General features: G+C 62.3%; 19 protein-coding genes. 3 read left to right on the top strand and 16 right to left on the bottom strand.

The window, feature by feature from the left end; translation table 11 throughout:
- Positions 1-11: 11 nt before the first annotated feature.
- From AC1DNK_RS26135 to AC1DNK_RS26110, 6 genes are all read right to left on the bottom strand, one after another.
- On the bottom strand, positions 12-878 hold the full coding sequence (locus AC1DNK_RS26135) for a carbohydrate ABC transporter permease (RefSeq protein ID WP_112514888.1): 867 nt from the start codon (positions 876-878) through the stop codon (positions 12-14).
- Positions 879-881: 3 nt separating this feature from the next.
- On the bottom strand, positions 882-1,952 hold the full coding sequence (locus AC1DNK_RS26130; RefSeq protein WP_477944012.1) for an ABC transporter ATP-binding protein: 1,071 nt from the start codon (positions 1,950-1,952) through the stop codon (positions 882-884).
- Between the two features lie 9 nt (positions 1,953-1,961).
- Positions 1,962-3,041 carry an ABC transporter ATP-binding protein gene (locus AC1DNK_RS26125; protein WP_477944011.1) on the bottom strand — a complete coding sequence of 360 codons (1,080 nt, stop codon included), beginning with the start codon at positions 3,039-3,041 and terminating at the stop codon, positions 1,962-1,964.
- A 42-nt stretch (positions 3,042-3,083) separates the two neighbouring features.
- Positions 3,084-4,613, bottom strand: coding sequence for a glycerol-3-phosphate dehydrogenase (gene glpD, locus AC1DNK_RS26120; RefSeq protein WP_477944010.1), 1,530 nt, complete (start codon positions 4,611-4,613; stop codon positions 3,084-3,086).
- A 193-nt stretch (positions 4,614-4,806) separates the two neighbouring features.
- The gene (pepT, locus tag AC1DNK_RS26115) at positions 4,807-6,039 is read right to left on the bottom strand and encodes a peptidase T (protein ID WP_112514892.1); all 1,233 of its coding nucleotides are present in this window, start codon (positions 6,037-6,039) and stop codon (positions 4,807-4,809) included.
- A 75-nt stretch (positions 6,040-6,114) separates the two neighbouring features.
- Entirely contained in the window at positions 6,115-7,008 is an 894-nt protein-coding gene (locus AC1DNK_RS26110; RefSeq protein ID WP_112514893.1) for a LysR family transcriptional regulator, read from the bottom strand.
- A 126-nt stretch (positions 7,009-7,134) separates the two neighbouring features.
- On the opposite strand from AC1DNK_RS26110, the gene AC1DNK_RS26105 reads away from it, so the two are divergent.
- Both AC1DNK_RS26105 and AC1DNK_RS26100 read left to right on the top strand, forming a co-directional pair.
- Positions 7,135-7,746 carry a glutathione S-transferase family protein gene (locus AC1DNK_RS26105; protein WP_112388228.1) on the top strand — a complete coding sequence of 204 codons (612 nt, stop codon included), beginning with the start codon at positions 7,135-7,137 and terminating at the stop codon, positions 7,744-7,746.
- 50 nt (positions 7,747-7,796) lie between these two features.
- Positions 7,797-9,848, top strand: coding sequence for an FAD-binding oxidoreductase (locus AC1DNK_RS26100; protein WP_477944009.1), 2,052 nt, complete (start codon positions 7,797-7,799; stop codon positions 9,846-9,848).
- Between the two features lie 666 nt (positions 9,849-10,514).
- Here the strand turns inward: AC1DNK_RS26100 and AC1DNK_RS26095 are convergent.
- From AC1DNK_RS26095 to AC1DNK_RS26075, 5 genes are all read right to left on the bottom strand, one after another.
- On the bottom strand, positions 10,515-11,153 hold the full coding sequence (locus AC1DNK_RS26095; protein WP_477944008.1) for an alpha/beta hydrolase family protein: 639 nt from the start codon (positions 11,151-11,153) through the stop codon (positions 10,515-10,517).
- Positions 11,154-11,193: 40 nt separating this feature from the next.
- On the bottom strand, positions 11,194-11,391 hold the full coding sequence (locus AC1DNK_RS26090; protein ID WP_477944007.1) for a hypothetical protein: 198 nt from the start codon (positions 11,389-11,391) through the stop codon (positions 11,194-11,196).
- A gap of 93 nt (positions 11,392-11,484) precedes the next feature.
- Positions 11,485-12,864: an aminotransferase gene (locus AC1DNK_RS26085; RefSeq protein ID WP_477944006.1), complete on the bottom strand. Its 1,380-nt coding sequence runs from the start codon at positions 12,862-12,864 to the stop codon at positions 11,485-11,487.
- Positions 12,865-12,901: 37 nt separating this feature from the next.
- Complete coding sequence (locus tag AC1DNK_RS26080) at positions 12,902-14,398, bottom strand: NAD-dependent succinate-semialdehyde dehydrogenase (RefSeq protein ID WP_477944005.1); 1,497 nt, start codon at positions 14,396-14,398, stop codon at positions 12,902-12,904.
- Positions 14,399-14,516: 118 nt separating this feature from the next.
- Positions 14,517-15,011 carry an Lrp/AsnC family transcriptional regulator gene (locus tag AC1DNK_RS26075; RefSeq protein ID WP_477944004.1) on the bottom strand — a complete coding sequence of 165 codons (495 nt, stop codon included), beginning with the start codon at positions 15,009-15,011 and terminating at the stop codon, positions 14,517-14,519.
- Between the two features lie 194 nt (positions 15,012-15,205).
- On the opposite strand from AC1DNK_RS26075, the gene AC1DNK_RS26070 reads away from it, so the two are divergent.
- Positions 15,206-15,529 (top strand): DUF6074 family protein, encoded by a 324-nt coding sequence (locus tag AC1DNK_RS26070; protein WP_112388988.1) that lies wholly within the window; start codon positions 15,206-15,208, stop codon positions 15,527-15,529.
- A 3-nt stretch (positions 15,530-15,532) separates the two neighbouring features.
- On the opposite strand, the gene AC1DNK_RS26065 is transcribed toward AC1DNK_RS26070, so the two are convergent.
- From AC1DNK_RS26065 to nirB, 5 genes are all read right to left on the bottom strand, one after another.
- Complete coding sequence (locus AC1DNK_RS26065) at positions 15,533-16,039, bottom strand: hypothetical protein (protein ID WP_112388987.1); 507 nt, start codon at positions 16,037-16,039, stop codon at positions 15,533-15,535.
- Between the two features lie 69 nt (positions 16,040-16,108).
- A complete protein-coding gene (locus tag AC1DNK_RS26060; protein ID WP_477944003.1) occupies positions 16,109-17,140 on the bottom strand; it encodes a CorA family divalent cation transporter in 1,032 nt (343 codons plus the stop codon).
- A 144-nt stretch (positions 17,141-17,284) separates the two neighbouring features.
- Positions 17,285-19,939 carry a nitrate reductase gene (locus AC1DNK_RS26055; protein ID WP_477944002.1) on the bottom strand — a complete coding sequence of 885 codons (2,655 nt, stop codon included), beginning with the start codon at positions 19,937-19,939 and terminating at the stop codon, positions 17,285-17,287.
- 206 nt (positions 19,940-20,145) lie between these two features.
- A complete protein-coding gene (gene nirD, locus AC1DNK_RS26050) occupies positions 20,146-20,481 on the bottom strand; it encodes a nitrite reductase small subunit NirD (RefSeq protein ID WP_112514901.1) in 336 nt (111 codons plus the stop codon).
- A 4-nt stretch (positions 20,482-20,485) separates the two neighbouring features.
- Positions 20,486-22,936 carry a nitrite reductase large subunit NirB gene (gene nirB, locus AC1DNK_RS26045; RefSeq protein WP_477944001.1) on the bottom strand — a complete coding sequence of 817 codons (2,451 nt, stop codon included), beginning with the start codon at positions 22,934-22,936 and terminating at the stop codon, positions 20,486-20,488.
- Positions 22,937-22,938 lie beyond the last annotated feature (2 nt).

The following is a 22,938-nucleotide window of genomic DNA, read 5'->3' as shown; positions in this document are numbered from 1 at the left end:
CCTCTCCTTTCTCAGGCGTTTTCGTCGCTGCTGGTCATCACGGTGTAGAAGATCCATGACAGCAGCAGGATGATCAGGAAGTAGATGATCGACATGGCCGCGGCCGGGCCGAGGTCGAACTGACCGACCGCCGTCTTCACGAGGTCGATCGACAGGAACGTCGTCGAATTACCCGGCCCGCCGCCTGTCACGACAAAGGGCTCGGTATAGATCATGAAGCTGTCCATGAAGCGCAGCAGCACGGCGATCAGAAGCACGCGCTTCATCTTCGGCAGCTGGATGTAGCGGAAGACGGACCAGCGCGACGCGCCATCGATCTTCGCCGCCTGATAATAGGCGTCCGGGATCGAGACGAGACCGGCATAGCAGAGCAGCACGACGAGGCTCGTCCAGTGCCAGACATCCATGACGATGACGGTGATCCAGGCATCGGCGGGGTCGCGGACGTAATTGTAATCGAGCCCGATCGCCTCCAGCGTATGGCCGAGCAACCCGATATCGACGCGGCCGAAGACCTGCCAGATGGTGCCGACGACGTTCCACGGAATGAGTAGCGGCAGTGACATCAGCACCAGGCAGACCGGGACGCCGAGCCCCTTCTTCGGCATGTTCAGCGCGATGAAAATGCCGAGCGGGATTTCGATCGCCAGAATGATCAGCGAGAAGGCGAGGTTGCGCTGCAGCGCCGCCCAAAACCGATCCGATTCCAGCGTCTGCACGAACCAGTCGGTTCCGGCCCAGAAGAACTCGTTGTTGCCGAACGTGTCCTGAACCGAATAGTTGACGACGGTCATCAGCGGGATGACGGCCGAAAAGGCGACGAGCACCAGCACCGGCAGGACGAGAAACCAGGCTTTGTTGTTCCAGGTCTTTTCCATGGATCAGGCCTCCCTGCCGACGCGCCAGGAATTGGCGTAGATGCTGATGGCCGCGGGGTCGAAATTGACCCGGGCATCCTCCGGAATTTCCCCATCTTCGGGCACGACGATCGCCAGCGGCTGCCCGGCGAAGCGGGCGCGGACGATCTTCTGACGGCCGATATCCTCGACCTTCGAGATCGTGACCGGCATGCCCTCGCGGCCAAGCCTGACGAATTCCGGGCGGATGCCGAGCTCCACCTTCGATGCCCCGTCAGTGCGTGGCGCATAGTCGAGATTGATGGTCTGTTCGCCGACGCTGACCGCGTTTCCGGACACCTTGGCCGGCATGACGTTCATGCCCGGCGAGCCGATGAAATAGCCGACGAAGGTGTGGCTCGGCCGTTCGAACAGTTCAGCGGGCGTGCCGATCTGGACGATCTCGCCTTCATACATGACGACGACTTTTTCCGCGAAGGTCAGCGCCTCGGTCTGGTCGTGCGTGACATAGACCATGGTGAAGCCGAACTGCTTGTGCAGCCGTTTCAGCTGCGAGCGCAGCACCCATTTCATATGCGGATCGATGACGGTCAGCGGCTCGTCGAACAGGATGGCGTTGACGTCGTTGCGAACAAGGCCGCGGCCGAGCGAAATCTTCTGCTTCTGGTCGGCGGTCATACGCTGCGCCTTGCGCTTCGCCCAGTCCGAGAGATCGATCATCTCGAGGATTTCCCGGACGCGCCTGTCGACTTCGGGCTCGGCGACGCCGCGATTGCGCAGCGGGAAGGCCAGATTGTCGTAGACGGTCATCGTGTCGTAGATGACCGGGAACTGGAAGACCTGGGCGATGTTGCGCGCCTGTGTCGACAGGTTGGTGACATCCTTGCCATCGAACAGGATGCGTCCATGCGATGGCTGAAGAAGCCCGGATATGATGTTGAGAAGCGTGGTCTTTCCGCAGCCGGAAGGGCCGAGCAGCGCATAGGCGCCGGCATCGGTCCATTCGTGATCGACTTCCTTCAGCGCGTAATCCTTGTCGGATTTCGGATCCGGCCCATAGGCGTGGCGGATATGGTCGAGCGTGATGCGTGCCATGTGAGCCTCCTAAGCCGCGTGGTTGCCGGTTGAGATCGCCCGGCCATCCGGCCCGAAGGCCATGAGATGGCGGGTATCGAGAAAGACGGCGACCTCCGTGTCCGGGTCGATGTCGTGAATACCATGCGCCAGCATCACCCAGCGCACGCCGTTGAAGTCCAGATGGACGAAGCTCTCCGACCCGGTGATCTCCGATATCAGCGTGCGCGCCGTGAGCTTCGGCGAGGCGGCCGTCTGCTGCGAAAGCGCCAGATGATGCGGGTGGAAGGCGATGGTCACGACGCCATCTGCCATGCCGGCGAGATGCTGCGGCACGGGTATTTCCGCGCCGCTTGCATGCTGGAAGCTTGCCCCGCGCTTGGTGACCTCGATGAAGTTCAGCGGCGGGTCGGCGAAGGTCTTGGCGGTGATCAGATCTGCCGGGCGGCGATAGACCTCGATTGTCTTGCCGAACTGGGTGACGCGGCCTTCGCTGAGGGTAACCGTGTTGCCGCCGAGAAGCAGCGCTTCAGAGGGCTCCGTCGTAGCATAGACGAAGATCGCGCCCGAGGCGGCGAAGATGCGCGGCAGTTCCTCACGCAACTCTTCGCGCAGCTTGTAGTCCAGGTTGGCGAGCGGCTCGTCGAGCAGCACCAGGCTGGCGTTCTTGACGAGGGCGCGGGCAAGGGCCGTGCGCTGCTGCTGACCACCGGAGAGATTGAGCGGCGTGCGATCGAGATAGGGCGTCAGCTTCATCAGCTCGGCCGCCTTGCGCACCTCGGCGTCGATGGTCTTTGCGTCGTGACCTGCAATGCGCATCGGCGAGGCGATGTTCTCATAGACCGAGAGCGCCGGGTAATTGATGAACTGCTGGTAGACCATCGCCACCTGGCGCTTCTGCACCGGCATGCCGGTGACGTCGGCGCCGTCGAAATAGACGGAACCGCTGGTCGGCTTGTCGAGGCCGGCCATCAGGCGCATCAGCGACGTCTTGCCTGACAGTGTCGGCCCCAGCAGGACGTTCAGCGTTCCCCGTTCGAAAGTCAGGTTGGTCGGGTGAATGTGATACTCACCGCCGACCATCTTTGCGGCATTGCGCAGTTCCAGCATTCCGGCTCCCGTGCCTCCTCAAGACGGGGACCACATGCCGCTCTATCCGGCCATTTGCGCGGGCAGGGCGGCGATGTACTCCTCCAGTGTCTGCATTTGTTCCGTCGTCATGTGCAATCCGGCCTTCGTCCTCCGCCAGAGGACATCCTCAGCGGTGAAGGCCCATTCGTTCTGCATGAGATAGCGCACCTCGGCCTCGTAGAGATCCGACCCGAAATGCCTGCCGAGATCGGCCATGGATGCGGCCTTGCCGAGCAGCACATTGGCTTTGGTGCCATAGCGGCGCGTCAGCCTTCGGGCATGGCTGTCGGCGAGGAACGGATAGGCAGCCTTCAGCTTGCCAACCTCCGCCTCATATCCCTGCACCGGAAAATCCCCGCCGGGCAGATGGCTCTTCGCCGTCCACGGACTACCCTTGATACCGATCGCCTCGCCGATCTTCTCCAGCGCATGTTCCGACAGCCGCCGGTAGGTGGTGAGCTTGCCGCCGAAGACATTGAGCAGCGGCGCATTGTTCGATTCGCTGCCGTCTTTCCCCTCGAGCTTCAGCACATAATCGCGCGTCGCTTCCTGCGCCTTGGAGGCACCATCGTCGAACAGCGGGCGAACCGCCGAATAGGTCCAGACGATATCCTCGGGCTTCACCGGCTCCTTGAAATACTCGGAGGCCGCGTTGCAGAGATAGCTGGTCTCTTCTTCCGATATCCTGACATCCTTGGGGTCGCCGGTGTAATCGCGGTCGGTGGTGCCGATCAGCGTGAAGTCGGTCTCATAGGGAATGGCGAAGATGATGCGGTTGTCGGGGTTCTGGAAGAAATAGGCCTTCTGACCCTCGAACTTCTTCCGGACGATGATATGGCTGCCCTGGACGAGGCGGACATGCCGTGCCTCGTTCTCGCCGAAGGCGGCTCGTATCACATGGTCGACCCAGGGACCGGCGGCATTGACCAGCATGCGGGCCTGATGCGTCGAACTGCGCCCCGACAGCGTATCCACCGTCTCGATGGTCCAGAGGCCGTTCTCGCGCCGTGCGGAGACGACCTTGGTGCGCGGCATGATCAGCGCGCCGCGATCGCTGGCATCCCGGGCATTCAGCACCACCATGCGGGCATCGTCGACCCAGCCGTCGGAATATTCGAAGGCTTTCGCAAACAGCGCCTTCAGCGGCTTGCCGGCCGGATCGGTTCGCATGTCGAGCGTTGCCGTCGGCGGCAGAAGCTTGCGGCCACCGAGATGATCATAGAGAAACAGCCCGAGACGGATCAGCCAGGCTGGCCGGATGCCGCCCTTGTGATAGGGCAGCACGAAGCGCATCGGCCAGATGATGTGCGGCGCCATCGCCCAGAGCACTTCGCGCTCCATCAGCGATTCACGCACCAGCCGGAATTCGTAATGCTCGAGATAGCGCAGACCGCCATGGATGAGCTTGGTGGCACCCGACGACGTGCCGGAGGCGAAGTCGTTCATCTCGGCCAGCGCCACCGAATAGCCGCGTCCAGCCGCATCCCGGGCGATCCCGCAGCCGTTGATCCCGCCGCCGATCACGAATAGGTCGTGAAGTGCCTGGCCCACATTCCCCTCCCGTGTGCCTTTTGTCTCGGTTACCCTCCCCGGCAAACCGAAACCACGCAGACTAGAAGTGAAGACGAAGCGAATGTCAAACGAATGTTTCAGGCATCCAAAAACGGAAGATCAGGCGCAAATCATTGCTCAGCTGTGCAATGGCTGAAAACCGCACTTTCGCTTTGCTGGCGAATGCAATGGCTCAAGCGCGCTCTTCCCAGATCCTGGCGATTTCGACGATCGTTGCCACGGCTTTTTCCATATCCTGCAGGCTGACCCACTCCAGCGGCGAGTGGAATGCGTGTCCGCCGTCGAAGATATTGGCGGTCGGAAGGCCCATGAAGGAGAGCCGCGAGCCATCCGTCCCGCCGCGGATGCTGCCGCGGACCGGGGTCATGCCTGCACGCCTGATCGCCTCGATCGCGTGTTCGACGATCTCCGGATTGCGGTCGAGCACGGCCTTCATGTTGCGGTACTGGTGCTTGACGGTGAAGGTGTAGGAGGAGCCGGGATAGGCCTGCATGACATCCTTGACGATGTCCTCAAGCAGGGCTTCCTTGGCGGCAAGGCCGTCGTCGACGAAGTCGCGGATGATGAAGCCGAGCTCGGCCTTCTCCATCGAGCCGCTGACGCCGGTCGGGTGAATGAAGCCGTCGCGCCCTGAGGTCGTTTCCGGTGCGATCTCCTTCGGCAGCCGGGCGATGATAGCGCCGGCGATCTTGATGGCGTTCTCCATCTTGCCCTTGGCAAAGCCCGGATGCATGGCGACGCCCTGGATGACGATCTCGACGCCGTCGGCGGAAAAGGTCTCGTCCTCGATTTCGCCGGCCGTCGAGCCGTCGACCGTGTAGGCGAACTCGGCGCCAAGCTTCTTGAGATCCGCCTTGTCGACGCCGCGGCCGATTTCCTCGTCTGGTGTAAGCAGCAGTTTGATCGTCCCGTGCTTGATATCGGGATTATCGATCAGGAATTTCGCCGCCGTCATGATTTCGGCGAGCCCTGCCTTGTCGTCGGCCCCCAGCAGCGTCGTTCCGTCGGTGGTGATGATGTCGTTTCCGATCTGGTTCTTCAGTTCGGGATGGTCGGCAACACGGATCACCTGCTGCGGATCGCCCGTCAGCCTGATATCGCCGCCCTGATAGTTTTTGACGATCTGCGGCTTAACGTTGGTGCCGGTAAAATCGGGCGCCGTGTCCATATGCGAGCAAAAGCAGATCACCGGAACGGTCTTGGCGGTGTTTGCGGGAACGGTCGCGTAGACATAGCCGTGCTCGTCGAGATGCGCGTCTGCAAGGCCGATTTCCAGCAGCTCCTCGACGAGCACCCGGCCGAGATTCTTTTGCTTCTCGGTCGAGGGCTGGCTCTTCGATGCCGGGTCCGACTGGGTATCGATGACGGCGTAGCGCAGGAAGCGGTCGAGAACGGTGCTGGTCATGGGATCATCCGGTATGGCGTGGCGAAAAGACCGGTATAGCGGGTGATGGCGCCAAGGTGAACGCCGTTTCGGCGTCTATCGCAAGACAGCGCGTAGCCGCGGCGCGGCAAAGTCGAGAAAGGCCCGGAGTTTCAGCGGCAGAACTCCCTGTGACAGATGCACGAGACTGACGGGGGAGGGTGGCTGTTCGAATTCTTCCAGTAGCGGCACCAACCGCCCGTCCTCGACGGCGCGTTTTGCCTGGTAGGAGAGCGTGCGGGTGATGCCGAGACCGGAGACCGCAGCATCGACTGCAGCTTCGGCGGTGTTGACGGAAAGACGGGGATGGATCGGCGTGGACACATCCTGACCATCCTGGCGAAAGACCCAGAACTGCGCCGGCGTGACCCCTTCGAAGGAAATGCAGGCGTGATCGGCAAGCTGCTGCGGATCAAGGGGCGTGCCGCGCCGCCGCAGATAATCCGGGCTGGCATAGGCCGTTCGCCTGACGGTGCCGAGCCGGGTCGCAATCAGGTTGTTTTCCGAGAGATGGCGGATGCGCAGCGCCACGTCGATATGCTCGTCGGCCAGGCTGACCGGCCGGTCGCTCATCACCAGCCGCATGTTGATGTCAGGGAAGGCTTTCAGGAAATCGGTGATGACAGGCAGGACGTGCAGCCGTCCGAAGACGATCGGCGCTGTCATCGTCAGGTCGCCCTTGGGCGCCAGATATTCGCCGGTGGCCCGCCGTTCCGCCTCCTCGACGCGTCCGAGGATTTCGCGCGCCGCACTTACATAGCCTTCGCCTGCTTCGGTCAGCGAAATGCGGCGGTTGGTGCGCTTGATCAGCCGGATGCCGAGATGGGCCTCCAGCTCCGATATCTTGCGGCTGACAGTCGGTAGAGGCGAGTGCAGGGCGCGCGAGGCCGCCGACAGGCTGCCGTTCTCGACCACCGCCAAAAGCACGCTCATCGCATCAAGACGATCCATCTGACCTTCCGAAAAACGAGAGGATAACTATCAAGATCGCTATCTACTACAGAAAAGCGGAAATAACTAGGTTTCTTCGCAGGTCTTCGGACCAACGGATTTCAACCCGCTGCGAAAGGTACCCCCATGAAACTCCACCATTTCCCGCTCTCCGGCCACGCCCACCGCGCCGTGCTGTTTCTCTCGCTGCTCGGCGTCAAGGCCGAGCTTGTCGAGGTCGACATCCCCGGCGGCGCGCATAAGTCGCCTGACTATCTAAAGCTCAATCCGTTCGGCCAGGTGCCGGTTCTGGAAGATGGCGACGTGGCGGTCAGCGATTCCAACGCCATCCTCGTTTATGTCGCCACGAAACTTGGCCGCAAGGATTGGCTGCCGGATGATGCTGCAACGGCGGCGAAGGTACAGAAGTGGCTGTCGGTGGCTGCAGGCGAAATCGCCTACGGCCCAGCAGCGGCGCGCCTGATCACCGTCTTCGGTGCCAATTTCCGCGCCGAGGAAGTGATTGCCCGCGCCCACCGCATTCTGACGCTGATCAATGCCGAGCTTGAGACGCATCGTTTCATCATCGGCGACCGGCCGACGATCGCCGACGTCTCGCTTTACAGCTACATCGTCAACGCGCCTGAAGGGAACGTCGATCTCGCCGCCTATCCCGAGGTTCGCCACTGGCTGGCACGGATCGAGGCGCTTCCGGGCTTCGTACCGTTCCAGAAGACAGCAGCTGGCCTTGCCGCCTAGCGGCAAACCGCGGCCGGAGACATCCGGCCGCTTCTCCATTGGAGGCTCCCATGCTTGATCGTGCCGAAACACCAGCTTCGCCCTGGCATGAAGGCGAACTCGAGTTGCAGCGCAGCGTCGGGATGGCCGAGCAGATGGATCCCGTCGGCCGCAAGGTGCTGCGCACCTATCTGCTGGACCAGCACCGCGAGTTCTACCCGCTGCTGCCGTTCATCGTCATCGGCGCGGTCGATCCGGATCGCGCCCCTTGGGCGACGATCCGCGCCGGGCAGCCTGGTTTCCTGCATTCTCCGGACCCGCTGACGCTCGATGTCGAGGCGGCGCGTGACTGGAATGATCCGGCCGAGCGCGGCATGAAGGACGGCGATCCGATCGGCATGGTTGGTGTCGATCTGATCACCCGCCGCAGAAACCGGCTGAACGGTACGGTCAGCCGCAGCGCCGATGACCGCTTTTCCGTCACCGTTGGCCAGAGCTTCGGCAACTGCCCGCGCTATATCCAGAACCGCCAATTTGCGTTCATCCGTGATCCGGCTGCAAGCTCCACTCCCGCGGCAATCGTCTCGGACCGGCTGGAAGGCGAGGCACGGAAGATCATTGAGGAAGCCGATACTTTCTTCGTCGCGTCCTATGCCGATCGCGGCGAGGGCCGGGAAGTGGACGTTTCCCACCGCGGCGGCAAGCCGGGCTTCGTTCGCATCAATGCCGATGGCAGCCTGACCGTGCCGGATTTCAACGGCAACCTGTTCTTCAGCACGCTCGGCAATTTCATGGTCAACCCGCGGGCAGGGCTGGTGTTCGTCGATCACGAAAGCGGCGGCATGCTGCAGTTGACGGGAGCGGTCGAGGTCATCCTGGATTCGCCGGAGATCGCAGCGTTCGATGGTGCCGAGCGCCTCTGGCGCTTCACACCGGAGAAGATCGTGCTGCGGCCGGAGGCCTTGCCGCTTCGCTGGACCTTTGCCGAAAACGGCTTCTCTCCGAGCAGCCTGATGACCGGCAGCTGGGCGCAGGCGGAACGCCGCCTGCAGGCCGCCGAAAGGGCCAACAACTGGCGGCGTTTCCGCATCGAGAAAGCAGTCGATGAGAGCGAGACGATCCGTTCGCTGACATTGGCGCCCGTCGATGGCGAGGCGCTCATCCCGCATCTTGCGGGTCAGCACCTGCCGATCCGCATCGCAGACGACGATCAGCAGATCCGCCGGAGCTATACGATCTCGAGCGCGCCATCGGACGGCCACTACCGGCTGAGCGTCAAGCGGGAGGGCAAGGCATCGAACCTGCTGCACCGGATGCAGCCGGGCGATGAGATCGAGGCACGGGCGCCTGGCGGCGCCTTCACCATCGAGGCGATGGAGCGCAGGCGGCCCGCGGTTCTGCTGGCCGCCGGTATCGGTATCACGCCCATACTCGCGATGCTGCGCCATGTGGTTCATGAAGGCGACCGCACACGTCACCGCCGGCCGATCTGGCTGTTCCGGTCGTCACGCACATTGGGCGAGCGCGCCTTCGATCAGGAAATTGCCGGGCTGGTCGAGCGTGCAAATGGCTCGGTCCACGATATCCGGGTGCTGAGTTCCCCCGCTGCCGAAGATGCGGGAAATTACGATGCGGCGGGCCGCATCGACATGGATCTCCTGAAGGCGCATCTGCCATTCGGCGACTATGACTTCTATCTCTGCGGCCCCGGCGCCTTCATGCAATCGATTCATGATGGTTTGCGTGGATTGAACATCGCGGAAGAGCGCATCCATGCCGAAGCCTTCGGTCCCTCGGCGCTGAAGCGCGATACCTTGGCAGGACAACCCACCACACCGCCGTCGGTTCCTGCTGCGACAACGCCTGCGAAGGTAATCTTCACGAAGTCTGCCAAGGAAGCGCGATGGAAGCCGGGTGACGGTTCACTGCTTGAATTTGCCGAAGCACGCGGGCTTTCCCCGGCATATGGCTGCCGTGCCGGGAACTGCGGCGACTGCAGAACGCGCATCGTCAAGGGCGCCGTCAGCTACGTCTCGGAGCCCAGCTATCCAGTCGAAGGCGGCGAGGCGTTGATCTGCTGTTCGGTGCCTGCAGAAGGTGGCGATCTGCTGCTCGACATCTGATGCAAAATGGGCGTCGAACAGGTTGAAAAACTGACTGAATACAGCCGTTAACGGCGCCTATACCATGAAATATGATGCTCGTTTTGCGTTCTTTACCAAGTGGCACACCTTATAGGAAAATCTGTCCCACTATCAAACAGGAGGGACAGCATGAACGCTGCACCAAATTACGGTCTGATAGGTCTGGTCAGCGTAACAATGATCGTTATAGCTGCCGCCGTTTTGACTTACGCCGCGTGAGTCAGACAGACCATGTCATATCGCGCCAAATCTCATAAGGCGCTTGGCGAAGGCTTCTCCCCAGCCTCGTTAAGCTTACCCCGTAACCACCACATCAGCATTCGCTTGAATACGCCCCGTTTCAGGGCATTCTCCGGCCGTGGCCACACGAGCCGGTTCAAGTATTGCGTACCGGCTTTCTAGTACGCCCGCCTCCCAGCCCTGATGGGAGGCGGGTGTCCTTTAAGCGTCGTGGGAACGCTGATCAAAAAATTGCAGAAAATGCTGGCAGGACCCTTGAAATCGCGGGGGCGTGAAGCTAACTAGCGCTCACCACCCGTATCGATGGCCTGCGAAGCCGACCTCTGGTCAGCCAAGCGTTTGCCGTCCGGGCAATAAAGAAAAGGTGCTCCCCGAAAGGGTAGAGCACCTTTTTCTTTTTCGGCTCTATGTCAGCGTTGCAGCCCAGGCTGCGACTTCTGTGCCTGTTGTCTTCAGATGGTCGGACGCCGCGAAGCCGGAAATCTTCTTGCGCGGGACCAGGTCATGGTCGCCGTCTTCCAGCCACAGGATCCGGATCGCTGCCGAAAGCCTATAGCCCTCGACCTCGGGCCGGGTGCCGAATTCATCGCGTGTACCCTGCACAATCAAGGTTCGCGTACGCAATCCTTCCAGATGGGCGGTGCGCAGCTGCGCCGGTTTCTCCGGAGGATGGAAGGGATAGCCGAGGCAGACAAGCCCGGCGATCTGACCGGCCGCGAAAAGGTCATCGGCCACCATGCTGGCGACCCGTCCGCCCATCGACTTGCCGCCGATGATCAGCCTGCCTTGGCAATTGAGAGCCTCGACGGCGTCACGATATTCCGACTGCAACGTCTCGGCCTTCGGTGGAGGGCGGCGCTGGCCGGATGTCCGGCGGGCGGACATATAGCCGAATTCGAAGCGGGCGACGCGGAAACCTGCGTCGGCGAGTGCTTCGGATACAGCATTCATCGATTTGGAATCCCTGGGAGCGCCCGCGCCATGGGCGAGAAGAATGGTGGTTCCGGCGTCATCGGCGCCCGTGATCAGAAAGCGGCTGTCCATTGCTGCTTTCTACAGCCTGACCGCGGTTGCCGCCAGCGCCTTAATGGAAGCGCGGCAGATCCGGCAGGCCGGCGAATTGCTCCGTCAGAATTTCGCTGAGCGCCACCAGCACTTCCTTGCGGGAAAAGCCGACCGCCTCGAACCTGTCGATGATATCGACGATGTCGAGTTCGACCTCTCCACGGCAATGAGCGACGCGCTCGGCGGAGACCATCAGTGGGTCTTCAAGTGTCAGCATGGTTTTGCTCCTTGTGCACAAGGCAAACTGGCGAGCAAACAATTGGTTCCGCAACCGGGGAGGGGAGCCCGCTATTGCGGGCTCCCTGATCTATCAAATCGACTTGAACACCGTATCGATGGCGCCGGCGGCCGCCTTGACAACGATGTCGGCCTCTTCGCGGGTGAGGCAGAGCGGCGGCGCAAAGCCGAGGATATCACCCTGCGGCATGGCCCGGCCGATGACGCCGCGCTCGAGAAGGGCAGCAGAGATCTGCGGGCCGATCTTGCGGGAAACGTCGAAGAATTTGCGGTCGTCCTTGTCCTCGACAAATTCGATCGCCGCCATGAGGCCGTCGCCGCGCACTTCGCCGACATGCTTGTGGGAGCCGACAGCCTTGGCAAGCTCGCTGCGGAAATAGGCGCCGGTCTCGCCGGCATTCTTGACAAGATCGAGCTCGTCGATCAGTTCGAGATTGGCAATGCCGGCTGCCGCGCAGATGGGGTGCGCCGCATAGGTCCAGCCGTGGCCGATCGCGCCCATCTGATCAGAACCCTGAACCAGCACCTGCCAGACCTTGTCGGAGACGATGGTGCCCGAGAGCGGCGCATAGGCCGAGGTCAGGCCCTTGGCGATGGTGATTAGGCCGGGCTTCATGCTGTAGTGATCTGAGCCGAACATGGTGCCGAGGCGGCCGAAGCCGGTGACCACTTCGTCGGCCACCAGCATGACGTCATACTTGTCGAGCACGGCCTGGATCTTCTGCCAGTACCCCTTCGGCGGCGGCACGATGCCACCGGTGCCGAGGATCGGCTCGCCGATGAAGGCGGCGACGGTATCCGGGCCTTCGGCCAGGATCATCTCTTCCAGCTTGTCGGCGCAATATTGCGAGAACTGCTCCTCGTCCATCGAGCGGTCCGGGCGGCGGAAATAATAGGGTGCCTCGGTGTGCAGGACCGGCGCCCGTGGCAGGTCGAAGGCCTTGTGGAAGAGCTCAAGCCCGGTCAGCGAGCCGGTCATGACGCCGGAGCCGTGATAGCCGCGCCAACGCGAGATGATCTTCTTCTTTTCCGGGCGGCCGAGAATGTTGTTGTAGTACCAGATCAGCTTGATGTTGGTCTCGTTCGCATCCGAGCCGGAGAGGCCGAAATAGACGCGGCTCATGCCTTCGGGTGCCCGGTCGATGATCATCTTCGATAGCGTGATCGAGGCTTCCGTGCCGTGACCGACATAAGAATGGTAGTAGGCGAGGTTCTTCGCCTGATTGGCGATCGCGTCGGCGATCTTCTGACGGCCGTAGCCAACATTGACGCAATAGAGACCGGCAAAGGCATCCAGGCTGGTGCGGCCGTTGGTATCGGTGATGTAGGCGCCTTCCCCCGAAGAGATGACGCGGGTCGGTGTCTCGCCGCGGGCGTGCATGCCCATATGCGTCGAGGGATGGAAGAAGTGGTCGCGGTCCCAGGCGTTGAGTTCGTTGCTTCTGTCGAGCATGGCAGATGTCCTTGATGTCGTGAGTGTAAGTGCCGCGTCAGGCGGCGGTGTCGATGCAGAGATATTTGAGCTCGGTGAAGGCCTCGATGCCGTAGCGCGATCCTTCGCGGCCGAGGCCGGATTGCTTCCAGCCGCCGAAGGGGATCGGGCCGCCCGTGATCTTCACCCTGTTGATGGCGACCATGCCGTATTCCAGTGCGCGGCCGAGCCGCATCTGCCGCGCGCCATTGGCGGTAACGACATAGGCGACGAGGCCGTATTCGGTGTCGTTGGCTTTGGCGACGACCTCCTCTTCGGTATCGAAGACGGTGATGCCCGCGACCGGGCCGAAGGTTTCCTCGCGCATGATCAGCGCGTCGGCCGGGATATCCGACAGCAGCGTCGGTTCGAAGAACAGTTTGCCCGCCTTGTGCCGCTTGCCGCCGGTGATGAGTTTGGCGCCGCGCTTCAGCGCATCCTCGACCTGCTCCTCGACCTTGGCGATAGCCCGCTCGTGCATCAGCGGGCCGATTTCGGCGCCCGTGGACAGGCCGTCTCCGACCTTCAATTCGCGGATGCGTGTGGCAAATGCCGCTTCAAACTGCGCAGCGATCGAGCGATGCACGAAGATGCGGTTGGCGGCGAGGCAGTCCTGGCCGGATGTCGCAAACTTCGCGTCGATGGCGATCTTCACCGCCTGCGCGATATCGGCATCGTCGAAGATGATGAGAGGTGCGTGGCCGCCGAGCTCCATGACGAGTCGCTTCATGGTCAGTGCGCATTGGCCTGCGATCAACTTGCCGATACCTGTCGAGCCGGTAAAGCTGATTGCCCGGATGCGCTCGTCTTCGCAAAGGCGGCCGACGATGGTCGCAGCATCGCCGGTCACGACATTGAAGACCCCGGCGGGAAGCCCGGCACGCTCGCCGAGTTCGGCAAGAGCCAGCGCAGAGAGCGGCGTTTCCGAAGACGGGTGAGCAACGACGGTACAGCCGGCAGCAAGGGCGGCGGCCGCCTTCCGGGTGATCATCGCGGACGGAAAATTCCAGGGCGTGACGATGCCGGTCACCCCAAGCGCTTCGCGGCGAACGATCATCTCGGCGCCCGGCAGATGGCTGGTGACGTTTTCGGCATTCAGCCGCTTGCCCTCTTCGGCATACCATTCGACGAAGGAGGCGGCATAGTCGATTTCGCCGAGCGATTCCGACAGCGGCTTGCCTTGCTCCAGCGTCATGATCAGAGCCAGATCGTCCTTGGCTTCCAGCATCAGGTCGTGCCATTTGCGAAGAATCCGGGCCCGCTCCTGCGGCAGCATCGCCCGCCAGGCGGGCATGGCGCGGGCAGCGGAATCGATGGCCGCCGTGGTCTCTTCAGCGCCAAGGCTCGCCACCCAGGCGACGGTTGCGCCGCTTGCGGGATCGGTAACCTCGAAGCTTCTGCCGTCGGTGCCCGCAGACCAGCGGCCATCGCAATAGGCGAGGTCGCGCAGCAGATGCCTGTCCTTGAGGCGCGACAGCGCCGTGTGAAAATCGGGGCGTGCAAAAACCGCGGTCATGTCTGTCTCCTCGTTACCGACGGCGAAGTCTTTCACGGGAGGAGGCGAGATTTTGTCCTTTGAGGGCGCTTTAAAGAGAGAGATTGTCTAAGGCTTCGCGGCAGGCCACACGATCTGTCTATGGCTCGGATGGGGTCTCTGTCTGCACCAGGGCTGCGACCGGCAAGACCGTCTCATCCTTGACGGTCTTGGTGACGATATAGGTGAAATAGCGCTCGATCCCGAGCTCGCGATCGAGCAGGCCATCGATCAGCCGCTGATAGGCATCGATGTCAGGGGCTGCGACCTTCAGGAAATAATCGACACCACCACCGACCGACCAGCAGCCGACGATTTCGGGGATGCCGGTGACCGCCCGCTCGAAGCGTTCGAAATCGCTCTGCCGGTGATTGGCGAGCGTCACTTCCACCATGACGCTGGCGACCGGGGCGATCTTGCGCAGCGCGATGCGGGCGTGATAGCCGGTGATGATGCCTGCCTTTTCCAGCTTGCGCAGCCGCATCCAGCAGGGCGTCGGCGAAAGCCCGGCCTTTTCTGCCAAAGCAAGTTTGGTAATGCGGCCATCCCGCTGAATCGCATCGAGAATTCTGAGGTCGATGGCGTCAAGTTTCATGATCGTTCCGGCCGTCCAAATCATTTCAAAAGCGAGCGCGACAATGGAAGCGCATTTGGCTGGCGTCAATCGAGGTGACTTCCAAGATGCCTGAATAACGCCGCAAGGCAGATCGGGACGCGATCTCTTCGATGCGCAAGCAGTCGTTAACCATCGCCGGTCTAACGATTGAGTTCGTCAACCGGGATGATTCGATGGATGCCTCTCCTGCGGCGCTTCTTGCCGCTCTCAAGAACAGTGAACTTTTGATCGTGCGCGATGTGAGCAAGGCAGGCGATGTCGATCGTTGCGCCGAAACGCTCGACAACCTGCATGGCGAGGCAGCCGTGACATTCTGGAAGGCTGAGTGCCGCCGGCTGGCGGACGAACTCGCCCAGTGCGGACTGGCAAGCGAAGCGATCAGCGAGCGCGTTCTCGATTTTCAGGCAACCGTCCAGACGGTACTCGTCCAGCGCCACCAGGCCCGGGCATTGGCTGCGACACGCGCCGAACAGCAGAAGAAGCGCCGTATCGCCTGATTGTCAGAGCCGGCGCAGGCTGATCTCGCTGGTGACCACGGTCTTGCCGGATGCCGGATCCCTGTCGACCGTCTGGATCGACAACTGGCTGTTGCCGCGCTTGCTGATCGTCATGTTGGCATTGCGGTCGCCATTGATCAGACGTGCCCAGCGGACCGCGAGATTGATCACATCGCCCTGACGGCTTCCCGAAAGCTGCGAGGGCGCCCCTGACGGGCCGACATAGGTTCCGGAATATCGCGTGCCCCGTGCCGTCAGGTCGGCGGATATGGCGCGGTTGATCACCAGAAGCCCGCGGCAATTGCCGCGCATAGAGATCGAAGCCCCCGGCGCGTTGATATTGAATTTGCACGAGACATTGATCGGCGAGCTGCCGATCTTGCGGGTGACCTTGCCGGTTCCCGTCCAGTTGCCGCTGAGCGGCTGCAGGAAGCCTGCCTCGTCGGCGGCGGCCGGTGCCGCAACGCAAAGTCCGGCAAGAATTGCAAAGAGGCGTGCCTGAATACGCATGATCTCAATCCCCATGAGCGGAATTGACACAGAACGCAGTGAAAGCGGCGACGGTTCCGCCCAATGGCATCAGAGCCAGTTGATGCGTTTGAGGATATAGAGGGTCGCGATCGAGGTTGCCGCCACGAAGGCGACGATGATGATGAAGGCCCAGGTGTCGTTGACGCCAGGAATGCCGCCGACATTCATGCCGAACAGGCCGGCGACGACGCTCGGCGGCAGGAGCAGCGCGGCGAGGGCGGCAAGCCGGTTGGAATTGCGGGCGATGCGCTCGCTGATCACGGTCGACAAGTCGTCATGCAGGATGCCGGTGCGGTCACGGATCGCATCCAGATATTCGATGAAGCGCATCAGCTTGTCGATGACCTCGCGCATGCGAAGCTTGTCGCGCTCGGCAAGCCACGGCGCGTCGTCGTGCTCGATGCGGTTCAGCGCGTCGCGCTGTGGTGCGAGGTAGCGGCGCAGCTGTACGGACCGCCGGCGCAACAGCTTCAGGCGCTCCCGGACCTCGGCGGCCTCACCATGAAAGATCAATTCGTCGAGTTCGTCGACTTCCTCGTCCATCTGGTCAAGAACCGGCTCCAAGTCTCTGACAAGCTTGTCGCTGACGAGGGCGAGCAACTCGCCTGTCCGCTTCGGCCCTTTGCCCTTTTCGAGCGCCTGGCGGATATCGCGCAGCGCCGTGATATAATGTCCACTGTCGCGCAGCGTCACGACGCGGTTTTCGTCCACCCAGGCATGGAGGGGAACGAGATCGATCTCGACGGCGGCGTCCTCGGCTTCCTCGGGTGGCGCCGCGCAGACGCCGCGCAGGATGATCAGCAGACCGTCGTCAACGGGCTCGACGCGTGGGCGGGACTCGTCTTCCAGCAAGGCATCGGCGACGAGCGGATCGAAACCGCCGTTGCTGGCGACCCAGGCGGCAGCTGCGTCGTGATCGCGTTCCAGGTGAACCCAGAGAATGCCATCGGCAGGCTTCCAGTCGCGAAGACCGGCCGCGCCGATTTCGCGGCAGCCGCCCTTGCCATCGAGAATGACGGCAAAACGTATGCCGGGTTCCACGCCGTAACTCAGCTGGATCTTCTGGCCTGCGACCTCCATCCGTGCCCATCCTCCCGTCGAAAGTGCAAAAAAGAAAGCGAAATCATGCAGCTATTTCGGCATGGTTTAGCACTTCGCGAAGGGCGGCGGAACTACAGTTTCTGATCAATGATCGCACGCTTGCGGGCTGTTCGGCCGAGCCGCTCACTCCGCTGCAGCCGCCAGACATCCGTCGATGATCGTGCGGATCTCTGCACGGCAGGAGCCGCAATTGGTTCCCGCATTCAGCTCCTTGCCGACCGCTTCGACGCTGTGGCAGCCGCCGCGGATCGCGCCGATGATCTGGTTAACCCCGACGCCGAAGCAGGAGCAGACGGTGGCGCCCGGATCCGGCTTTCCGGCGCCCGGCCGGCCGGCTACGATCGCGAACCGTTTGCGCAAATCGTCATGCGAGGCCGCCAGCTGCTGGATCGCCCAGGTGCGGGCGACAGCGACCGGCTCGGCGGCAATGAAGACCGCGGCAAGCAGGCGGCTACCGTCGAAGAAGGCGAGGCGGGTCTCGCCAGCCGTTCCGTCAGTATAGCCGATCGGCTCGGCCTCCGGCAGAATTCCGAGATGCGCTTTGCACCACCCTGTCCAATCCTGCATGCTGTCACATGCCGCGAATTCCAGCCGCCAGCCACCGTCGGCCTTGGCGAGTGCCCAGTAATCGCAGTCGAGACCATCCGGTTTTTCGACCGATACCGCGAAGCCATAGTGCAGGACTTTCACCGGCTGAATCTTGACCGCGACGTTTTTCGAGGCCGGCTGGCCGGAGAGCGGATCGACGACGGGCGCGACGACGGCATCGATGCGGGAGCGGGCGGAGAACTGGTCGTTCCAATGCATGGGGACGAACACGCTGCCCCGAGCCTGCCGGTCGGTCACCAGCGCGCGGACAACCGCCGTGCCATGTGGACTTTCGAGCTGCACCAGACCGGCACTGCGCACACCAAGTTCGATCGCGTCGCGGGGATGGATCTCCGCGAAGGGTTCGGCGATATGGGCAGACAGGCGCGCGCTTTTGCCGGTGCGGGTCATGGTGTGCCACTGGTCGCGGATACGCCCGGTGTTGAGTGTCAGCGGGTAGCCGCTGCTGGTGCGATCCGTCTCCGGCAATTCGACAGCGATGAAACGGGCGCGGCGATCGCCGTGAAAGAAGCCGCCCTGGCTGAAGAACCGGGCCGTGTTGCCGCCGCCTGACGGCGCCGGCCATTGGAACGGCGGCTGACTGTCGTAAGCATCAGGATCCAGATCGGCATGCGCCCCGATATCGAAATCGCGCGTGCCACCATTCTCGAAAGCCGAAAGCGTGGCATGTTCGGCGAATATCGCCGCAGGGTTTTCGAAGCCGAAAGCGCTCGTGTGTCCCATGCGGCGCGCGACTTGCGCAAGCTGCCACCAGTCCGGCTTTGCCTCGCCGGGAATGGTCAGAAATGGACGCTGGCGGGAAATGCGGCGCTCGGAGTTGGTGACCGTGCCATCCTTTTCTCCCCATCCAAGCGATGGCAGCAGCACATCGGCATGGCGGGTCGTATCCGTCTCTCGCAGAACATCGGAAACGACGACAAAGGGGCAGGCGGCAATCGCCGCCTCGACCGCGTTTGCGTCAGGCATAGAGACGACGGGATTGGTGGCCATGATCCAGAGCGCCTTGATGCGCCCATCGGCGACGGCGCGGAACATGTCGACGGCCTTGAGACCGGGCTTCTGCGCAATAACGGGCGACGACCAGAAGCGCTGGACACGATCCCTGTCGTCGGCGTTTTCGATGGCCATGTGGGCGGCTAGCATGTTGGCAAGACCGCCGACTTCGCGTCCGCCCATGGCGTTCGGCTGGCCGGTCAGCGAAAACGGTCCCATGCCCGGCCGGCCGATCCGGCCGGTCGCCAGGTGGCAGTTGATGATGGCGTTGACCTTGTCCGTGCCCGATGACGACTGGTTGACGCCCTGGCTGTAGCAGGTGACCACCCGCTCGGTGGTTTCGAACAGCCGGAAGAATTCGCGGAGCTGCATGGCGGGCAGCCCGGTCCGTTCCAGCAAAGTATCCCAGCTGATCGATGATGCGGCCGCGAAAGCCTCGCCAAATCCGGCTGTGTGAGCGCCGATATAGTTCTGGTCGATGGCCGGGCTGGTGGCGATATGGGCCAGCAAGCCGGTAAAAAGCGCGACGTCGCCATCGGGGCGGATCGCCAGGTGCAGGTCGGCAATGTCAGAGGTCATTGTCCGGCGCGGATCGATGACGACGATCTTCATGCCGGGGCGGGCGGTCTTTGCAGCCGAAAGCCGCTGATAGAGAACCGGATGGCACCAGGCGAGATTTGAACCCGTCAGGATGACGAGATCGGCGAGCTCCAGATCCTCGTAGATGCCGGGCACGGTATCGGAACCGAAGGCGCGGCGGTGACCGGCGACAGACGACGACATGCAGAGACGGGAATTGGTGTCGATATTGCCCGAACCGATAAAGCCTTTCATCAGCTTGTTGGCGACGTAGTAGTCCTCGGTCAGCAGCTGGCCGGAAACGTAGAAGGCGACGGCATCGGGGCCGTGTTCGGCGACGGCATCGGAGAATTTGGAGGCGACGAGGTCGAGGGCGGTATTCCAGTCCGACCGTTCTCGACCGATCTCAGGATAAAGCAGGCGGCCGTCGAGATCGATGGTTTCGGCGAGCGCCGAGCCTTTGGAGCAGAGGCGGCCGAAATTGGCGGGATGATCGGGGTCGCCTTTGACGGAGACTGTGCCGTTGTCGTCGAGTTTTGCGATGACGCCGCAGCCGACGCCGCAATAGGGGCAGGTGGTTTTGGTCTCAGTGGGCATGGGGCTGCCCTCTCAGGTGTCGGTGGGTGTGGTTACCCCCCTCTGTCCTGCCGGACATCTCCCCCACAAGGGGGGAGATCGACTCGTGGTTGGCATCTGCCCACGCAATTGAGGTTGGAGCGAGCGGGACCGTCCAGCTGATCTCCCCCCTTGAGGGGGAGATGCCCGGCAGGGCAGAGGGGGGTGTTCTCTCCACCATCAGCCGCTCACTCCGCCGCCATCATCAAGCTCTCGAACGCTATAAACAGCGCCCCATCCTCGTTCCTGACGGGGATCGTACGCACCACACCCTCATCCGCCCCAAGAGCCTTCCCTGTTTCCAGCGAGATCACCCAGTTGTGCAGCGGGCAGGTGACGGCCTTGCCGTGGACGATACCCTGCGAGAGCGGTCCGCCCTTGTGCGGGCAGTGGTCCTCGATGGCGAAGACTTCGTTCTCCGCCGTGCGGAAGACGGCGATCTTGCCCTGAGGCGTCTTCACACAGCGCGCGCCGCGCAGCGGGATGTCGGATATGCTGCCGATCGAAATCCAGTTCATATCCATTTCCTCACTCCGCCGCTTCGCTGAAGCCGACAGTCGCCATCGGCTTGAACTCGTGCTTGTCCTTGCCGGAGACCCGCTCCGACCAGGGATCGACCTGGGCGAATGTCTGCGAGAAGACGAAGCGCTCGTAATATCCGCGGCGCTTGTCGTGATCGGTCATGATCTGGCGGCGGATTTCGTCAAGGCCGATACGCTTTGCCCATTTGTAGATGCGCTCGAGATAGCGGCCCTGCTCGCGGTACATCTGCGTCAGCGCCACGATATGCTCCAGCGCCTCATCCTCGGTTTTCACCAGACCGAGCACCTCCGTGCCCTTGATGTCGAGGCCTGCGGCGCCGGCAAAGTGGATCTCGAAACCGGAATCGACGCAGATGACGCCGATATCCTTGCAGGTCGCCTCGGCGCAGTTACGCGGACACCCGGAGACCGCGAGCTTCAATTTTGCCGGTGTCCAGGAGCCCCACATGAATTTCTCGATGCGGATGCCGAGACCGGTGGAATCCTGCGTGCCGAAGCGGCACCAGTCGGAGCCGACGCAGGTCTTCACGGTCCGAAGCCCCTTGGCGTAAGCCTGGCCGGAGATGAAGCCCGCCTTGCCGAGATCGGCCCAGACCGCCGGCAGGTCTTCCTTCTCGATCCCCAGAAGGTCGATCCGCTGGCCGCCGGTGACTTTCACCATCGGGATCTCGAACTTGTCGACGACATCGGCGATGGCGCGCAATTCGCTGGCGTTCGTCACCCCGCCCCACATGCGCGGCACGACGGAATAGGTGCCATCCTTCTGGATGTTGGCGTGGACGCGCTCGTTGATGAAACGCGACTGGTAGTCGTCGGCATATTCATCCGGCCAGTCGGCGACGAGATAATAGTTCAGCGCCGGCCGGCATTTGGCGCAGCCGCAGGATGTTTTCCATTCCAGTTCCTGCATGACGGCGGGGATCGTCTTCAGCTTCTTCGCCTTGATCAGGCGGCGGACGTCGTCATGGCCGAGCTCGGTACAGGTGCACATCGGCTGAACCGCCTTGGCGCTATACGCGTCGCCGAGCGTCAGCGACATCAGCTGTTCGACAAGCCCGGTGCAGGAGCCACAGGAGGCTGACGCCTTCGTATGAGCGCGGACATCATCGAGCGATGTCAGACCCTTGGAGGTGATTGCCGACGTGATTTTTCCCTTGCAAACGCCGTTGCAGCCGCAGATTTCCGCATCATCCGGCAAGGCTGCAACGGCCGCCATAGGGTCCAGCGGCGACCCTCCCTGGTAGGCTTGGCCGAAGATCAGCGTATCGCGCATCTGCGAAATATCGGTCGCCTTCTTCTTCAGGTCGTTGAACCAGGCGCCGTCGGCGGTTTCGCCGTAGAGCACCGTGCCGATGATGCGGTTTTCCTTGATGACGAGACGCTTGTAGATGCCGGCCGTCGCGTCCCGCAGCACGATTTCCTCGCGATCGTCACCATCGGCAAAATCGCCCAGCGAGAAGAGCTCGATGCCGGTGACCTTCAGCTTGGTCGGCGTGTCGGAGTGGACGAAGGCGTGCTTGGTATCCCCGGCCAGATGCGCGGCGGCAATTCGGGCCATCTCGTAGAGTGGCGCGACAAGCCCATAGACCATGCCGCCGACCTCGGCGCATTCGCCGAGTGAGAAAATGCTGCCGTCGGACGTCTGCATGCCGTCATCGACGACGATACCGCGATTGACGGCCAGCCCGGCGTCCTTTGCCAGGCCGGCACTGGGACGGATGCCGACGGCCATGACGACGAGGGTGGCGGGAATGATCCGGCCGTCATCGAGCTCGATGCCCTCGACTTTGCCTTCGCCGACGATCGCCTTGGTATTGGCCTTGCAGATCACCTTGATGCCGCGTTCCTCGATTGCCTTCTGCAGGAGGTAGCCGGCGGCAGGATCGAGTTGGCGCTCCATCAGGGTTGGGTTCACGTGCAGCACCGTGACATCCATGCCGCGCAAGCTGAGACCCGCGGCCGCTTCAAGCCCCAGCAGGCCGCCGCCGATGACGACCGCCTTGGCGCGCGACTGTGCTGCAAGCAGCATGGCCTGCACATCGTCCAGATCGCGATAGGTGATGACCCCCGGCAGATCCTTGCCCGGAACCGGGATGATGAAGGGAACGGAGCCTGTGGCGATGACGAGTTTGTCGTAGCTTTCGGTAACGCCATGATCCGACGTGACGGTTTTCGCCGTACGGTCGATCGCGACGATCTTGTGGCCCTTATAGAGCGTGATGCCGTGGTCGATATACCAGCCGTCGCCATGGATGACGATCTGGTCGTAGGTCTTCTCACCGGAGAGAACCGGCGACAGCATGATGCGGTCGTAGTTGACGCGCGGTTCGGCGTTGAAGATCGTGACCTGATAGCGGCCGGGTGCCTGTTCGAAGAGATGCTCCAGCATGCGCCCGGGCGCCATGCCATTGCCGATGATGACGAGTTTCTCGGTCATGG

It is taken from the genome of Rhizobium sp. 01N424 (assembly GCF_056399485.1).
This window is presented reverse-complemented; position numbering and strand designations above follow the sequence as displayed.

Bases quoted from the DNA above. Each gene is read 5' to 3' on its own strand.
- AC1DNK_RS26135 (WP_112514888.1), bottom strand. From the start codon at position 878: ATGGAAAAGACCTGGAACAACAAAGCCTGGTTTCTCGTCCTGCCGGTG.
- AC1DNK_RS26130 (WP_477944012.1), bottom strand. From the start codon at position 1,952: ATGGCACGCATCACGCTCGACCATATCCGCCACGCCTATGGGCCGGAT.
- AC1DNK_RS26125 (WP_477944011.1), bottom strand. From the start codon at position 3,041: ATGCTGGAACTGCGCAATGCCGCAAAGATGGTCGGCGGTGAGTATCAC.
- pepT (WP_112514892.1), bottom strand. From the start codon at position 6,039: ATGACCAGCACCGTTCTCGACCGCTTCCTGCGCTACGCCGTCATCGAT.
- AC1DNK_RS26110 (WP_112514893.1), bottom strand. From the start codon at position 7,008: ATGGATCGTCTTGATGCGATGAGCGTGCTTTTGGCGGTGGTCGAGAAC.
- AC1DNK_RS26105 (WP_112388228.1), top strand. From the start codon at position 7,135: ATGAAACTCCACCATTTCCCGCTCTCCGGCCACGCCCACCGCGCCGTG.
- AC1DNK_RS26100 (WP_477944009.1), top strand. From the start codon at position 7,797: ATGCTTGATCGTGCCGAAACACCAGCTTCGCCCTGGCATGAAGGCGAA.
- AC1DNK_RS26095 (WP_477944008.1), bottom strand. From the start codon at position 11,153: ATGGACAGCCGCTTTCTGATCACGGGCGCCGATGACGCCGGAACCACC.
- AC1DNK_RS26090 (WP_477944007.1), bottom strand. From the start codon at position 11,391: ATGCTGACACTTGAAGACCCACTGATGGTCTCCGCCGAGCGCGTCGCT.
- AC1DNK_RS26085 (WP_477944006.1), bottom strand. From the start codon at position 12,864: ATGCTCGACAGAAGCAACGAACTCAACGCCTGGGACCGCGACCACTTC.
- AC1DNK_RS26080 (WP_477944005.1), bottom strand. From the start codon at position 14,398: ATGACCGCGGTTTTTGCACGCCCCGATTTTCACACGGCGCTGTCGCGC.
- AC1DNK_RS26075 (WP_477944004.1), bottom strand. From the start codon at position 15,011: ATGAAACTTGACGCCATCGACCTCAGAATTCTCGATGCGATTCAGCGG.
- AC1DNK_RS26070 (WP_112388988.1), top strand. From the start codon at position 15,206: ATGGATGCCTCTCCTGCGGCGCTTCTTGCCGCTCTCAAGAACAGTGAA.
- AC1DNK_RS26065 (WP_112388987.1), bottom strand. From the start codon at position 16,039: ATGCGTATTCAGGCACGCCTCTTTGCAATTCTTGCCGGACTTTGCGTT.
- AC1DNK_RS26060 (WP_477944003.1), bottom strand. From the start codon at position 17,140: ATGGAGGTCGCAGGCCAGAAGATCCAGCTGAGTTACGGCGTGGAACCC.
- AC1DNK_RS26055 (WP_477944002.1), bottom strand. From the start codon at position 19,939: ATGCCCACTGAGACCAAAACCACCTGCCCCTATTGCGGCGTCGGCTGC.
- nirD (WP_112514901.1), bottom strand. From the start codon at position 20,481: ATGGATATGAACTGGATTTCGATCGGCAGCATATCCGACATCCCGCTG.
- nirB (WP_477944001.1), bottom strand. From the start codon at position 22,936: ATGACCGAGAAACTCGTCATCATCGGCAATGGCATGGCGCCCGGGCGC.